10 protein-coding genes and 1 pseudogene are annotated in these 13,930 nt (G+C 64.8%); 6 read left to right on the top strand and 5 right to left on the bottom strand.

The annotated features are described in order from the left end of the window. Nucleotides 1–37: 37 nt before the first annotated feature. On the bottom strand, nt 38–1,147 hold the full coding sequence (locus DJ563_RS09310; RefSeq protein ID WP_258713788.1) for an aromatic ring-hydroxylating dioxygenase subunit alpha: 1,110 nt from the start codon (nt 1,145–1,147) through the stop codon (nt 38–40). A gap of 31 nt (nt 1,148–1,178) precedes the next feature. Beyond that, nucleotides 1,179–2,129: a PDR/VanB family oxidoreductase gene (locus DJ563_RS09305; protein ID WP_274097852.1), complete on the bottom strand. Its 951-nt coding sequence runs from the start codon at nt 2,127–2,129 to the stop codon at nt 1,179–1,181. Between the two features lie 175 nt (nt 2,130–2,304). Here DJ563_RS09305 and DJ563_RS09300 point away from each other — a divergent pair, with 175 nt between their 5' ends. After that, on the top strand, nt 2,305–3,075 hold the full coding sequence (locus DJ563_RS09300) for a helix-turn-helix domain-containing protein (protein WP_274097853.1): 771 nt from the start codon (nt 2,305–2,307) through the stop codon (nt 3,073–3,075). 445 nt (nt 3,076–3,520) lie between these two features. Here DJ563_RS09300 and DJ563_RS09295 read toward each other — a convergent pair whose 3' ends face one another. Then, a complete protein-coding gene (locus tag DJ563_RS09295) occupies nt 3,521–5,221 on the bottom strand; it encodes a M24 family metallopeptidase (RefSeq protein ID WP_434519344.1) in 1,701 nt (566 codons plus the stop codon). 90 nt (nt 5,222–5,311) lie between these two features. Here DJ563_RS09295 and DJ563_RS09290 point away from each other — a divergent pair. Next, nucleotides 5,312–6,796 (top strand): annotated as a pseudogene (locus DJ563_RS09290) (PLP-dependent aminotransferase family protein); the annotation flags it as partial. A gap of 4 nt (nt 6,797–6,800) precedes the next feature. On the opposite strand, the gene DJ563_RS09285 reads toward DJ563_RS09290, so the two are convergent. Continuing rightward, nucleotides 6,801–7,814 (bottom strand): formylglycine-generating enzyme family protein, encoded by a 1,014-nt coding sequence (locus DJ563_RS09285; protein ID WP_434519343.1) that lies wholly within the window; start codon nt 7,812–7,814, stop codon nt 6,801–6,803. A 20-nt stretch (nt 7,815–7,834) separates the two neighbouring features. Next, nucleotides 7,835–9,499 (bottom strand): arylsulfatase, encoded by a 1,665-nt coding sequence (locus DJ563_RS09280; RefSeq protein WP_274100402.1) that lies wholly within the window; start codon nt 9,497–9,499, stop codon nt 7,835–7,837. 283 nt (nt 9,500–9,782) lie between these two features. Between DJ563_RS09280 and DJ563_RS09275 the strand changes: the two genes are divergently transcribed. The 4 genes from DJ563_RS09275 to DJ563_RS09260 all read left to right on the top strand — a co-directional run bounded on the left by DJ563_RS09275 (nt 9,783) and on the right by DJ563_RS09260 (nt 13,895). Then, nucleotides 9,783–11,174: an alginate export family protein gene (locus tag DJ563_RS09275; protein ID WP_434519342.1), complete on the top strand. Its 1,392-nt coding sequence runs from the start codon at nt 9,783–9,785 to the stop codon at nt 11,172–11,174. 32 nt (nt 11,175–11,206) lie between these two features. Then, nucleotides 11,207–12,439, top strand: coding sequence for a 3-(3-hydroxy-phenyl)propionate transporter MhpT (mhpT, locus tag DJ563_RS09270; RefSeq protein WP_274097744.1), 1,233 nt, complete (start codon nt 11,207–11,209; stop codon nt 12,437–12,439). Beyond that, nucleotides 12,436–12,975, top strand: coding sequence for a DUF3237 domain-containing protein (locus tag DJ563_RS09265; protein ID WP_434519341.1), 540 nt, complete (start codon nt 12,436–12,438; stop codon nt 12,973–12,975). Before mhpT ends, DJ563_RS09265 begins: the two co-directional genes overlap by 4 nt. Nucleotides 12,976–13,064: 89 nt before the next feature. Next, the gene (locus tag DJ563_RS09260; RefSeq protein WP_033698578.1) at nt 13,065–13,895 is read left to right on the top strand and encodes a p-hydroxycinnamoyl CoA hydratase/lyase; all 831 of its coding nucleotides are present in this window, start codon (nt 13,065–13,067) and stop codon (nt 13,893–13,895) included. Nucleotides 13,896–13,930 lie beyond the last annotated feature (35 nt).

Below are 13,930 nucleotides of genomic sequence, written 5' to 3'. Positions count from 1 at the left end.
CTTTTATTGTTGTTATGGACGGCGGCCAGCGCTGCCTTCAGCCCACCTTGCGGCTGTCGTGCTGGCGCTCGGCATCGGCGCGTTTCTTCAGGTAGAGGCGGGTGGCGACGGCAGGGGCGTCGCTGGCCACGGATATTTCGTAGTGATGGTCGTCGCGGTCGTCGAGCGCGGCCTCCAGTGCACCGAGGCCTTCCACGTCTTCGTTGAAGGCGGCGAACAGCTGCTCGTGCATGTACTCGCCCAGGGCTTCGTCGTGCTGGGCGAAGTCGCGCCCATGGACGATGAAGTAGTGCAGGCTGTTGGCGGTTTCCGGGGTCAGGATATGCGCGGTGCGGATGTGGAACTGCTGGCGCTGCTCCAGCGGCTGGGCGCTGTCGTAGAAGGTCACGCTGACCCGGTGCAGCCCCGGCGAAAGAAACTCCGACGTGGCGATGCGTGCCGCGCTGGCGCAGCCTTCCAGCCCTGTGGTCTTGCCCCACACTGGCGACAGGGTGGTAGGCACCACTTCGCGGATCAGGGTGTAATGGCCTTCCTTGAGGTCCAGCTTGTAGGGCGCGCTGGCGTAGTCCGGGGTGCCGATGGTGTTGGCATGCAGGAAGCTCAGGTGGGTCAGGTCCATGAGGTTTTCATGCAGGCTGACGTAGTTGCCCGGGTGATGGAAATACCCGGAGGTGCAGGCCCAGGCCGGGTCGTCGATCCATGCCTGATGGGGGATCTGCGCCGCGTCGGCGAGGGCTTCCTCGCCCAGCCAGATCCACAGCAACGGCCCTTGGCGCACCAGCGGGTAGCGGCGTACGCCAATACCACGTGGGCAGTTTTTCTGTGACGGCACCTCGGTCAGGTCGCCGGCGGCGTCGTAGCGGAAGCCGTGGTAGCCACAGACGATAGTGTCGCCTTGCAGATGGCTGCGCGAGAGCGGGAACGAGCGGTGCGCGCAGCGGTCTTCCAGGGCGACCGGCTCGCCTGCCTCTGTGCGGTACATCACCACGCGGCGGTCGAGCAGGCGCCGGGCCAGCAAGTGCCGGCCGACTTCATCGTCAAAGGCGGCGACATACCACTCGTTGTAGATGAACGGGGTTTCGCGGTTGGCCATCGGTTCACTGGCTTTGCGGGCATGCGCAATCAGGTTGCTGGTGGGCAGTGACATGGGGATGCTCCTTGAAAAAGGGTGAGGCGGTTCAGAGGTCCAGCACCAGGCTGTCGCCCAGGGCACGCGAGACGCAGATCATCAGGCTCTGGCCTGCGGCCCTGTCGGCATCCGAGAGGATCAAGTCGCGGTGGTCTGGCACGCCTGCGCAGACGCGGGTCTGGCAACTGCCGCAGATGCCGGCTCGGCACGAAAACGGCAGCTCGATGCCGTGGGCCTCGAGGGCTTCGAGGATGCTTTGCTGGGGGGCGACCCAGATGCTGCGGTCGCTGAGGTTCAGGTGCACGGTGAAGCCACTGTCGCCCTCGGTGCTGGCCGGTGCGGCGCTGAAGCGTTCGATGTGCAGGCGTTCGGCGCGTGGCCCGGCAGCGGCTTGCAAGGCGTCGAGCATCGGCGCTGGCCCGCAGGCGTACAGGTGCTCGTCATCGCGCAGGGTGTCGAGCAGTTGCGCGGTATCCAGACGGCCGCCTGCTTCGTCGTCGAAGTGCAGTTGCACCCGGGCAGGGTCCAGTGCGCGCAGGGTTTCGTAGAACGCGGCGCGTTGCCGGTTGCGGGCGCTGTACACCAACCGCCAGTCCTTGTCGTGCGCCTGGCACCAGCGCAGCATCGCCAGTATCGGGGTGATGCCGATGCCGCCCGCCACCAGGCAATAGCGTTGCAGGTGCTCGTCCAGCCCGAAGTGGTTGCGCGGCAGGCTGCAGGCAAGGGTGTCGCCCAGGCGCAGTTGCTGATGCATGAAACGCGAGCCGCCGCGGCTATCAGGCGCCAGGCCCACGCCGATCAGGTAGCGGTCGCGTTCATCGGGCGCGTTGAGCAGTGAGTAGTGGCGCGGCAGGTCGCCTGCGACGAGGATTTCCAGGTGGGCACCCGCGCTGAAGGGCGGCAGTGCCCGGCCATCGTCTGCACGCAGCTCGATCAGTGCCACGTCCTTGGCTTCTGCGGCGTAGCGCGTGACGCGCAGGTTCAGTGGGTGCTGGTTCATGGGTGTTCCCGATCATTGTCGTTGTCGGGGCCAGCTTACGGACGCGCGTTTGCCAGGGCTGTCACCCGTGAGGTGGACAAGGTCGTGGATTGGCGGCAGACTGATAGTTAATAGGTTAACTATTTATCGGGCGCTGTTCGCCCGAGCCAATAACAATAAATATCCGAGTGCCGCCATGATTCGTCTCAGCACCCCACAGGCATCGACCTTGCCCGCGCAAATCCGCGCTTTCAGCGACCTGACCCGCACGTTGGGCACGCCTGGCTTTCCCGCTGCGTTGCTGGACTGCCTGGGCCAATGGGCGGCCTGCGAGCATTTTTCCGTATTGCGCATGGACGGCGCGCGGCCGCAGCTGCTGGCGGCCGGCACCCGCCACCCTGACGCCAGCCTGGTGCTGCGCTGCGGCCAGGCGTACATCGAGCACTACCATCGTTATGACCCCTTGTTCGAGCCGTTGAAGGAGGCCCCCGGGCAGGTCGGCCACCTGCTGGCCCAGGACATCCGCCATGGGCCCTACCGCGAGGCGATCTACCAGCGCAATGGCATGATCGAACGGTTGTCCAGCGTGTACCTGGACGAACAGGCGCGCCCGGTGCAGTTCAACCTCTACCGGCACCACGATCAGGGTTTTTTCAACGACCAGGAATTGCAGATGTGCGAAGCGCTCAGCCCGGCGCTGCTGCAGCTGTTGCGCGGGCACCTGGCGCTGAGCGGCCTGAACCCGGTCAAGAACCCTCAGCAGCAGTTGCTGCAGCGCTGCCCCGAGCTCACCACGCAAGAGTTGAACATCTGTGCCCGCCTGCTACAGGGCATGACCCATGCCGGCATCGCCGCCGACCTGGGCATCAAGGAAAGTACCGTGAAGACATACCGTAACCGGGCCTTCGACCGGCTAGGCATCCACTTTCGCAGCCAGCTGTTCGCGTTGTTCTCGGCCCAGGGGTAGGGCGCCCTGGCAGCACGATCAAATGTGCTTGTCGGGAGATAGGGGGATGGCGGCTAGGTGCCGGTCTTGGGTTTGGAGGTGGGGCGGATATCGAGCGCCGCCCGCGCGGCGCATCGCGAGCTATGCTCGCTCCTACATTTGTTTCGGGCCAGTCATGTCTGTGCCAGCGCGCGCGAGCCCTTGTTTGTACGGCGCAAAATCGAGGCGGGCGCCAAGGGGCCGCGCGCCAATACTTCAGGCGTAACTGGCCCGAAACAAATGTAGGAGCGGCCTTGCGTCGCGATGCGCCGCGCGGGCGGCGCTCGATCTGATAGGCGCTGAAAATGCCAAGCCAGGCACCTGGTGGCCCCCAATACAATCTCCAGACATCCACACTCCCCCTCAAAAAGCCAAGGACATCCCTGCCTCAGTCACCCGTGCGGCACGGGCGCTGGGCAAGTAATTTTCATTGGTGTTTCTGAAGCACCACAAGTTTGGCCGGCCTGGCTTGCCCAACCAGAATGTCTTCGAAAAACGCCCCGACCGGCTCGGTGGGGTGACACAGCTGAATCTCCAGTACCCAGACCATCTCGCTCGGTACGATGTCCAGGTCGGCCAGTTTGTCCTGGCCGAACAGCGCATGGGGGAAGTCGGCGATGCGGTGCCCGGCCAGGTTGCGCTCCAGCTGCCAGCCTTTGGCCAGGGCGCTGCGCTCGGCGACGTCGTACAGTTCGCGGCCGGTCAGCCCGTCGCACCAGGCTTGGCGCGTCTCTTCGAACACCTCGTGCAGCGCGGTGACGCAAGCCTGATGCAGCGGGTGCTCGCCGAACACGAAGGTGTCGCCATAGTCGCCTTCATAGCCATCCCACACCGGGCCGAGGTCGACCACGGCGATGTCGGTGGCACGCAGCCGGCGCTGCAGGTCGATGCCCTGGCGCGGTGTGCGGATGGTGTCGTCGCCAAAGCGGATATAGGTCGGGTGCCAGGTGTGCGACGCGCCCATTGCCTGCAATGTCTGGCCTGCCATGTGCAACGCCTCGGCGGTGGTCATGCCGACTTTCAGTTGGCTGACGATGGCCGCCAGGGCCCGTACCGACTGCTCGCGGGCGGCGAGCATGCCGTCCAGCGAGTAGCGCGGGCCGACTTTTTCCAGCACCGGGTGCAGTGTGTCGAGCATCGCGGCCTCCGGCACCGATGCGCCGCTGGGCACAAACGCTTCGGCGACAAAACGGTGTGCCTGCACGCCCGCTGCAAGGCACAGCGCGCGGGCCTGGCTGATCATCGCAGGGTTGCCGCAGGCATAGACCTGGGTGTCGGCCCACGGGTGAGCATGCGTCAACGCAACCTGTTGCACGCGGGCTTGTGCCGACAGTACCCGGTGCCAGCGAAACCGTGGATGGGCCTGGCTGGCCTGGTCGAGAAACGCGCTGTCATAGAAGTCGTCCAGCGCTGAACCGCCCCAATACAACGTGACCTGTGCAGTGCCAGACAGGGCCGTCAGCAACAACGGCTTGATGCCGGCATAGCCGGTGCCGGTGGCGAACAACACCACGGGGCGTTCACCTTCGTGTTGCCAGGTGCAGGCGCCCACGGGCCCTTCGAGCTGCAGCGCGTCGCCCACCTGCAGGGACGGCAGGGTGCCTGCGGTGAACAGCCCGCCGCTGAGGGTGCGAATATGAAACACCAACCGCCCTTGGTCCTGCGCTGGCAGGTTGGCGATGGAGAAACAGCGGCTGTCGCCGTTGGCCAGGCAAAACCTCAGGTACTGGCCGGCGCGTACCTCGAGGGGCTGCGTGGGCTGCAGCACCAGTTCGGTGATGTCCACGCTGAGGGCGCGTTTGCTCAGCACATGGGCGCTGATCTGCAGGGTCGGCGTGTCCACTGACCAGCCGGGTATTTCCAGGCGCATGTCGCTGCAGGCATGGCTCTGGCACAGCAGCATCTCGTTGGCGGCGAGGGGGTAGCAGGGCGCGGGCGTGTCGTCGCTGCGTTGTTTGGGCCGATACTGGCCCGCCACCACCTTGACCTTGCACGACCCACAGGCGCCGCGGCGGCACGAGAAGGGCACGGACAGGCCGCTGGCGAGCATTGCATCGAGCAGCAAGCCTTCGGCGGCTTCGAAGCGCTTGCCCGAGGGCGAGAGTTCAATCACATGGCGATCGTGCATACAGACCTCAGGGCGCAAGGGTGGGCTGGAGAGGCCTGATTGTTGCGTTTAGACTAGGACCACAAGAACCTCCAGTTCTGGATAATTCACATGGTCCAGCTTCGCAAATGGCGGCCGCTGCTCAAGCTCGATGGGGCTCAGCCGCAGGCCTCGTACCGCAAGATCGTCGAAGGCCTGGTGACCGCCATCGTCGAGGGCCGCCTGCGCCCCGGCACACTGTTGCCCGGCACGCGGGAGATGGCGCAACTGCTCGACGTCAATCGCAAGACGGTGATCCTCGCCTACGAAGAGGCGGTCACCAAAGGCTGGCTGGAGAGCGTGCAGCGCCGGGGCACCTTCGTCAGTACCCGGCTCGCGGCGGGTACGCTGCCTGCGCGCGGCGCGCCGCCGACCTTCGCCCTGGCGCTGAACGACGCGCCTGCGGTGGCGTATTTCACCCACAGCGAGCAGGTGACGACGCTGCACCATCGGCCAGGCGCGCTGTTTTTCGATAACGGCGCCTGTGACCATCGCCTGCTGCCCCAGGCTGTGTTGCATCGCTATTACCGCAAGGCCTTGCGCACCAGTTTCACCACCAACACCGTGCGCCATGGCTGCGAGGGCAGCAGCCAATACCTGCGCAGCGCATTGGCCGACATGCTGCGCCATAACCGCAGCCTGAACGTGGGGGCAGAACACATCTGCCTGACCCAAGGCGTGCAGATGTCGCTGTACCTGACGGCCAGCGCATTGCTCAAGCCGGGTGATGTGGTGCTGGTCGAGCGCCTGAGCTACCCGCCGGCGTGGGAGATATTCCGCCAGCTGGGGGCGCGGCTGGTTACCGTCGACCTGGACGAGGAGGGTTGCCGGGTCGATCAGGTCGACGCGTTGTGCCGTGCACACGACGTTCGCATGATGTACCTCACCCCGCATCACCAGTTCCCGACCACGGTCAGCCTGCATGCCGCACGCAGGCAGCAATTGCTGGAGCTGGCCAGGCTGCATGATTTTTGCGTGATCGAAGAAGACTACGACCACGAGTATCACTTTGCCGGGCGCCCCTACTTGCCGCTGGCCAGCGACCCCTCGCAGCGCCATGTGATCTACATCGGCTCGTTGTCCAAGTCGTTGGGCAGCACCTTTCGTTGCAGCTTTATCGTGGCGCCGCCGAATGTGATCGAGGTGCTTGAGCGTACTGCGGTGCTGACCTTGGGGCAGGGGGACGCGGTCATGCAGCGGATGCTGGCGGACCTGATCAATGACGGCGAGCTGAAAAAGCACCTGCGGCGGGTGTCCAGTGAGTACCGTCGGCGTCGGGAGACCTTGTTGAATTGCCTGCGCGATGCTTTTGGCGAGCAGATAACGGTGCAGGCACCGGAAGGCGGGTTGGCACTGTGGGTGACGTTCGACGATGCGATCGATGTCGATCAGTTGGCGGCCAAAGCGTTGCAGCTGGACCTGGTGCTACGCGGCGGCGGCCAGTTTTCACCGTTCGGCCACCGCGAGAACGCCTTGCGCCTGGGCTTCGCCTCGCTCGATGTGGACGAGATCCGCCGTGCCACCCAGCGGCTGGCACAGGCGGCAAGCGCCCTGGGCAGCCTCAGTCGCCCGCAGCTGCCCGCACCGTCCGAAACCCCACATGAGACGTCGCCAGGTACACCGTCTGTGGCTGCCGTGCCGAAGGCCGGTAGCGCATGCAGGCATCCGCCGAGCACAGGTGTGAACCCCCTTTGATCACCACCACCGGCGTCCCGGGTTGTACGGGGTCGTAGCTGTCGCTCAGCGCCGGGCCCGAGGGGTCGAGGGCGGCGTCGCGTGCCTCATCATGCCCGGGGCGATAGCCGCTGCGCGTCAGCTCCCAGACGTTGCCGCCCGCGTCGAACAGGCCAAAGCCATTGGCCACGAAGCAGCCCACCGGGGAGGTGCCGGTGAAACCGTCGAGCGCTTGATTGTGATACGGGAACTGTCCCTGCCAGGTGTTGGCCATGGGGTTGCCGTTGGGGCGCTCGGCCGTGCCCCAACTGAAGTCCGCATCCTGCAGGCCACCGCGCATCGCGTATTCCAGCTGCGCCTCGCTGGGCAGTGTGCGCCCGGCCCAGCGGGCGTAGGCCTGGGCATCGCGCAGGGTCACCTGCACCACCGGGTGGTTGGCCCGCTCGCGCCAGTGGCTGCCGGGCCCCAGGGGGTGGCGCCAGTTCGCCCCGGCAACGAATTGCCAGCCGGGCCGCAACACCTGCGCGCCTTGCTTGAACACCATTGCGCCTGGCACCCGCAGCGGGTCTGGCAGGTCGGGGGCGGCCTGTGCGTCGATGCCCTGTTCGGCCTGGGTCACGTAGCCGGTGGCCTGCACGAAGCGGGCGAACTGGGCATTGGTGACCGGGTGCACGTCGACCCAGAAGGCCGAGACCTTGGCCCGGTGCGGCGGGCCTTCTTCGCTGTAGAAGCGGTCTGAGCCGAAGCTGAACGTGCCCCCGGCAACGCGGACCATACCGTCTCGCCAAGGCCCCTGGTGGGGCTCTGGTACGCCGCTGTAACTGCTGCACAGCAGCGCCGGTGCAGGGGGCACTGGCCAGGCGGCATACGCGGCGGCAAGCACGCCGAGGGCGAGTGCCACGCCTCCGAGCCTGCGGGGTGTCATGGCGTGCGGACCAACGCGGGGGAAACAGGCCGCCCCTCGGCCGTGGTCACGATGTTGTTGCGCTGGGCGTAGCTTTTCCAGTCGCGCAGCAGTTCGGCCACTTGCTTGGGCTGTTGCGGGGCCAGGTCATGGCGTTCGCCTGGGTCCTTGCTCAAATCGAACAAACGCCAGGCCGGCGCTGCGTCGGTGGTATCGAACAACAGCTTGAGGTCGCCCTTGCGCAAGGAGGCATTCCCGTTGATTTCCCAGCCCAGGGCCTCGTCGCGGGGGTGGATCTGGGTGTCCTTGCCTTCGAGGTAAGCCAAAGCTGATGTGCCTTGGGGTGGCACGATATCGCGGTCGCGGTACTTGATGCCTGGCAAGGACGCACCGGCCAGTTGCAGCAAGGTCGGCATGATGTCGCGGACGCTGGCGAGTTCTTCGCTGCGCCCAGGTTTTATCGTCGCCGGGTAGTGGACGAAGGCCGGTACGCGAATACCGCCCTGGTAGGTGGTCATCTTGTAGCGGCGGCTGGGCAGGGCGCTGACCTGGGCCCAGGCCGAGCCGATCATCAGGAACGAATCGGGCCGGCCGTAGTTTTCCAGACGGTTGTCGAAGTTGCTTTTGATCCACGCCGGGTCTACACGGTTGGCGTTTTCCGGGCCATTGTCGGACATGAACAACACCAGGGTATTGTCGAGTTCGCCCGTGGCCCGCAGGTGCTCCACCAAGCGTCCGACCTCGGCGTCCAGCGCCGCTACCATGGCTGCGTAAACCTCCATGGTGCGGGCTGACTGCTGCTGCTGCTCAGGGCTCAGCGACGCCCAGGCCGGCACGCCTTCCAGTTGCGGCTCCAGCGGGAAGTCGGCGGGCACCAACCCCGCCTTGCGCTGGCGCTCAAGCCGTTCGCGGGCAATCTGCTCATAGCCTTGGTCATAGCGGCCGCGGTATTGCGCCAGGTACGCGTCGGGCGCCTGCAGCGGCCAGTGCGGTGCAGTGTAGGCGGCAAAGGCGAAGAACGGCTTGTGGCTGGCCTTGCCCTGGTCGATGGCGTCGATCAGGCGGTCGGTGAACCAGCGGGTCGAGTAGAAATCGTTAGGCAGCTCCACCGGCTCGCCGTTGTGGCGGAAGGTCCAGCTGTAGTTGGGCAGCAGGCCCATGTTGGTTTGCTTGAAGTGCGCCGCGCCCCCTTCGAGCAGTACATAAGCCTGGTCGAAACCGCGGTTCTGCGGCTGCTGCGCCGGGGTCATGCCCAGGTGCCATTTGCCGGCGATGTAGGTGCGGTAGCCGGCATCGCGCAACAACTCGGCGAGCGTGGCCACGTTGGCCCCCAGCACACCTTCATACCCCGGTTGCACTTCGCTGCCCGCCGGCAGGCGCCCGCGCGACTCGGCCATCATGCCAACCCCGGAGAGGTGCGGGTCGTTGCCGGACATCAGCATGGCGCGGGTGGGGGAGCAGCTGGGTGCGGCGTGAAAGTCCAGCATCAGGCGCCCATCCGCCAGCAGCTTGTCCAGGTGAGGGGTAGCGATTTCACTGCCCAACGCAGACAGGTCGGAAAACCCCAGGTCATCCGCGACCACCAGCAAAATGTTGGGTTGTTTAACGGTTGGCGCGGCGAACGCTTGGCTCGCGCCGAGCAGAAGCAGGCCGAAAGCAAGCAAGGGCTTCGAGGGTGTCATGGGGTTCTCTTTATTATTGTGGGTGGAATGCACCACATGATTTTTTTATTTAATGATCTTGTCAAGGAATGCAAACCGCAGGCGCCCGTGGCTGAAACGCTTCTTTACGGGCTTTGCATGGCAACGGCCCTGAATCGGGGGTTTCAAAAGTGTTCGATCAGCGAACACTGATCGCGCAGCCCCAGCGGTGATATGCGCTGGCGCCTATTGACGGCATCATCGTTAATCAAAATAATCGTTAACAGAGTTATCCATTTTCACAACAACAAGAAAGGATATTCTGATGACCAAGCCGTTGACGGGGGCATGTCTGTCCCTGGCGCTGTTATCAATCGCTCCGCTTTCACAGGCTGCCAGCCCCTTGGAGGACAGTCGGCCGGGGCGTCCCGGCGCGCCGCGCTGGGTCGAGGACTACCGCTTTCTGGATGCACCGGGCAAAGCCACCGATCCGTTCGATGGCCTGCGCTACCATCGCTTGTCCGACAGCGCTTGGCTGCAATTGGGCGCAGAGGCGCGCTACCGCGCCGATGCAATGGACAAACCGTTCTTCGGCTTGCGCGGCATCAAGGACGATTCCTACCTGATGCAGCGCCTGCAGGCGCACGCCGACCTGCACCTGTTCAACGATGCGCTGCGCGCCTTCGTGCAGGTCGAGAACACCCGCGCCTTCGGCAAAGACCTGTACTCGCCCAATGACGAAAGCCGCAATGAAGTGCGCCAGGCCTTTATCGACCTGAACCATGACTTTACCGGTGGGCGCTACACCACACGCGTCGGCCGCCAGGAAATGGCCTATGGCAACCAGGTGTTCGTGACCTACCGCGATTCGCCCAACATCCGCCAGACTTTCGATGGGCTGCGCGCCAGCCTCAACCTCAAGGACGGGCGCAAGCTCGATGCCTTTGCCGTGCGGCCCGTGGAAACCGGCGAGGACAGCTGGGATGACGGCAGCAACAATGCAGTCAAGTTCTATGGCCTGTATGGCACGCTGCCGCTGACCCTGGCGTGGAACATCGACCTGTTCGCCTTCGGCCTGGAAACCGACGACCGCACCCTGGCGGGGGAAACCGGTGACGAGAAACGCTACACCTTCGGCACTCGCGTGTTCGGCCGCTACCAAGCCATCGACTGGAGCTGGGACCTGGCGGGCCAGCGCGGGCACCTGGGCAACGCCGATATTCGGGCCTGGGCGGTGTCCAGCGACACCGGGTACACCTTCAGCCACCCGTGGAACCCACGCTTGGCCATGCGCCTGGACGCCGCCAGTGGTGACAGCGAGGTGGGCGATGGCAAGGTCGGTACCTTCGACCCGTTGTACCCGCGCAATGGCGTGTACGGCGAAGCCAGCCTGACCACCTTGAGCAACGTTATCGTCATTGGCCCGACCTTCGGTTTTTCACCTTGGCGCAACCTGCGTTTCGAGCCCGGCGTGTTCGAAGTGTGGAAACAGAACACCAGCGACGGGGTATACATGCCTGGCATGAGCGTACTTGCCAACACCCGCGGCACTGGCCGACACGTGGGCACCATCTACCGGGTCAACACCCGATGGTTGCCAACGCCTAACCTGACGCTCGACCTGGACCTGAAGTACTACGACATAGGCGCTGCCATTCGCGATGCCGGGGGCGACGACGCCTCGTTCGTGTCCATGCGCGCCACCTTCAGGCTCTGATTACCTTACGCATAACAACAAGAGGGCTGCACATGAGTGGTTCAATCGCACATTCGCACCGACCGGTACTGACTATCGGTTTGTGCTTTCTCGTCGCCCTGCTCGAAGGGCTCGATCTGCAAGCCACCGGTATTGCGGCGCCGCACATGGCCAAGGAGTTCGCCTTGACCCCGGCGATGCTGGGGTGGGTGTTCAGTGCCGGCTTGCTCGGCCTGTTGCCTGGCGCCTTCGTTGGCGGCTGGCTGGCCGACCGCCTGGGCCGCAAACGCATCCTGATCATGGCCGTGTTGCTGTTCGGGCTGTTCTCCCTGGGCACCGCACATGCCTGGGACTATGCCTCGCTGCTGGTTGCCCGGCTGATGACCGGGCTGGGGCTGGGGGCGGCATTGCCGATCCTCATCGCCATGGCCAGTGAAGCGGCCCACGAACGCTTGCGCAGCACGGCCGTCAGCCTGACTTACTGCGGCGTCCCCCTGGGCGGCGCCATCGCGTCGGTGATTGGCATGGCAGGCTTGGGTGAGGGCTGGCGCCTGGTGTTCTATGTCGGCGGTTTCGCACCGATCGCGATTGCCTTCGTGCTGATGGCCTGGCTGCCTGAATCCCAGGCGTTTCGTGCCCAGGCCGCGACCACGGGCACGCAGAACGGGCTGGCAGCGCAACTGTTCGGCCCAGGCCGGGCGAGCCGCACGCTGCTGCTGTGGCTGGCGTGCTTCTTTACCTTGACCGTGCTGTACATGCTGCTCAACTGGCTGCCTTCGCTGTTGATTGGCCAGGGCTATACGCGGCCGCAGGCCGGCGCGGTGCAGATCCTGTTCAACCTGGGCGGCGCGGCGGGGTCATTCCTCACCGGGCGCATGATGGACCGTGGCCACGCAGGGCGTGCGGTGTGCATCGCCTATGCCGGCATGCTCGCCTCGTTGGCGGGCCTGGGCCTCTCCGCCAGCTTCGGCTTGCTCTTGCTGGCGGGCTTTACCGCAGGTTATTGCGCCATCGGCGGCCAGTTGGTGCTGTATGCGCTGGCCCCCACGCTGTACCCGACACACGTGCGCGCCACGGGGGTGGGCGCGTCGGTGGCCGTGGGCCGGTTGGGGTCGATGGCCGGGCCGTTGGCGGCCGGGCAGATCCTCGCTGCCGGCGCAGGCGTAGGCGGTTTGTTGCTGGCGGCCTCACCGGGGCTGGTGGTGGCTGCCGTGGCGGCGATGGCACTGCTGGGGCGCGGTGCAGTGCAGGCCGAAGCTGCAGCCTCGGGAGGTGTTGCGCCATGAGCCTGGGTAAAGCACTTGCCGTCATGCTGTTGAGCGGTTGCGCCGCACTGGCCCAGGCGGCCAGCTATGAACCGCCGCCGCTCAAGCTTGAGCCACTGGCGCGCTTCAGTGTCGACCTGGTGGCACCCATCTGGGAGCTGGGCAGCACCAGCGGGCAGGGCAAACGGCGCATCATCCCCATCACGGGTGGGCATTTCGAGGGCGCTCGGCTCAAGGGCACCATCCTCAACAACGGCGCGGACTGGCAAGTGGTCACCCCTGAGGGGGTGGCCATCATCGACACCCGTTACCTGCTGCAGGCCGATGACGGTGCGTTGATCTACCTGCGCACCGAGGGCTACCGCTTCGGCCCGCCCGAGGTGATGAAGAAAGTCGCCGCCGGCGAGGACGTCGACCCCAGCCTGTACCAGTTCCGCATCACGCTGCGCTTTGAAACCTCGGCCCCGCAATACGCCTGGCTGAACCGCACGGTGGGCGTGGGCAGCGCCATGCGCCTGGGCAATGCCGTGGTCTACGACGCATTCGAAGTTAAATAGATAATTTTATTAATGGTTAATTGACTTAACTATTTGGCCGGGCTAATGTTCGGCCAACCACAACGAACAATCAGTACAAGAGGTGTGTGATGGGCCAATACGACAACCGCTGGCAGACCGTGAAAGTCACCGTCGAGCAAGGCATCGCCTGGGTCAGCTTCAACCGTCCTGAAAAGCGCAACGCCATGAGCCCAACGCTCAACCGTGAAATGCGCGATGTACTGGAAACCGTCGAGCAGGACGCCGACGCACGCGTGCTGGTGTTGACCGGTGAGGGCAGCGCCTGGACTGCCGGCATGGACCTCAAGGAGTACTTCCGCGAGGTGGACGCAGGCCCCGAGATCCTTCAGGAGCGCATCCGCCGCGATGCCTCGGAATGGCAGTGGAAGCTGCTGCGCTTCTACAGCAAACCCACCATCGCCATGGTCAACGGCTGGTGCTTCGGCGGTGGCTTCAGCCCGCTGGTCGCTTGCGACCTGGCCATCTGCGCCGACGAGGCCACCTTCGGCCTGTCTGAAATCAACTGGGGTATTCCACCGGGCAACCTGGTCAGCAAGGCCATGGCCGACACCGTGGGCCACCGTGAATCGCTGTACTACATCATGACCGGCAAGACCTTCGACGGGCAGAAAGCCGCGCAGATGGGGCTGGTGAACAAGAGCGTGCCGTTGGCGCAGTTGCGCGATGAAGTGGTGCTGCTCGCCCAGGACCTTCTCGACAAGAACCCGGTTGTGCTGCGTGCTGCCAAAAACGGCTTCAAGCGCTGCCGCGAGTTGACCTGGGAGCAGAACGAGGACTACCTGTACGCCAAGCTGGACCAGGCCCAGTTGCGTGACCCGGAGCACGGCCGCGCGCAAGGCCTGAAGCAGTTCCTCGACGACAAAAGCATCAAGCCAGGCCTGCAAGCCTACAAGCGCTGAGCGGCCGCGGTTTTCATTCCCGAACAACCAGAAAA

This window comes from Pseudomonas sp. NFX1 (assembly GCF_051123555.1).
In the GTDB taxonomy this organism is placed as follows: Bacteria; Pseudomonadota; Gammaproteobacteria; order Pseudomonadales; family Pseudomonadaceae; genus Aquipseudomonas; species Aquipseudomonas capeferrum.
This window is presented reverse-complemented; position numbering and strand designations above follow the sequence as displayed.

Bases quoted from the DNA above. Each gene is read 5' to 3' on its own strand.
- DJ563_RS09310 (WP_258713788.1), bottom strand. From the start codon at position 1,147: ATGTCACTGCCCACCAGCAACCTGATTGCGCATGCCCGCAAAGCCAGT.
- DJ563_RS09305 (WP_274097852.1), bottom strand. From the start codon at position 2,129: ATGAACCAGCACCCACTGAACCTGCGCGTCACGCGCTACGCCGCAGAA.
- DJ563_RS09300 (WP_274097853.1), top strand. From the start codon at position 2,305: ATGATTCGTCTCAGCACCCCACAGGCATCGACCTTGCCCGCGCAAATC.
- DJ563_RS09295 (WP_434519344.1), bottom strand. From the start codon at position 5,221: ATGCACGATCGCCATGTGATTGAACTCTCGCCCTCGGGCAAGCGCTTC.
- DJ563_RS09280 (WP_274100402.1), bottom strand. From the start codon at position 9,499: ATGACACCCTCGAAGCCCTTGCTTGCTTTCGGCCTGCTTCTGCTCGGC.
- DJ563_RS09275 (WP_434519342.1), top strand. From the start codon at position 9,783: ATGACCAAGCCGTTGACGGGGGCATGTCTGTCCCTGGCGCTGTTATCA.
- mhpT (WP_274097744.1), top strand. From the start codon at position 11,207: ATGAGTGGTTCAATCGCACATTCGCACCGACCGGTACTGACTATCGGT.
- DJ563_RS09265 (WP_434519341.1), top strand. From the start codon at position 12,436: ATGAGCCTGGGTAAAGCACTTGCCGTCATGCTGTTGAGCGGTTGCGCC.
- DJ563_RS09260 (WP_033698578.1), top strand. From the start codon at position 13,065: ATGGGCCAATACGACAACCGCTGGCAGACCGTGAAAGTCACCGTCGAG.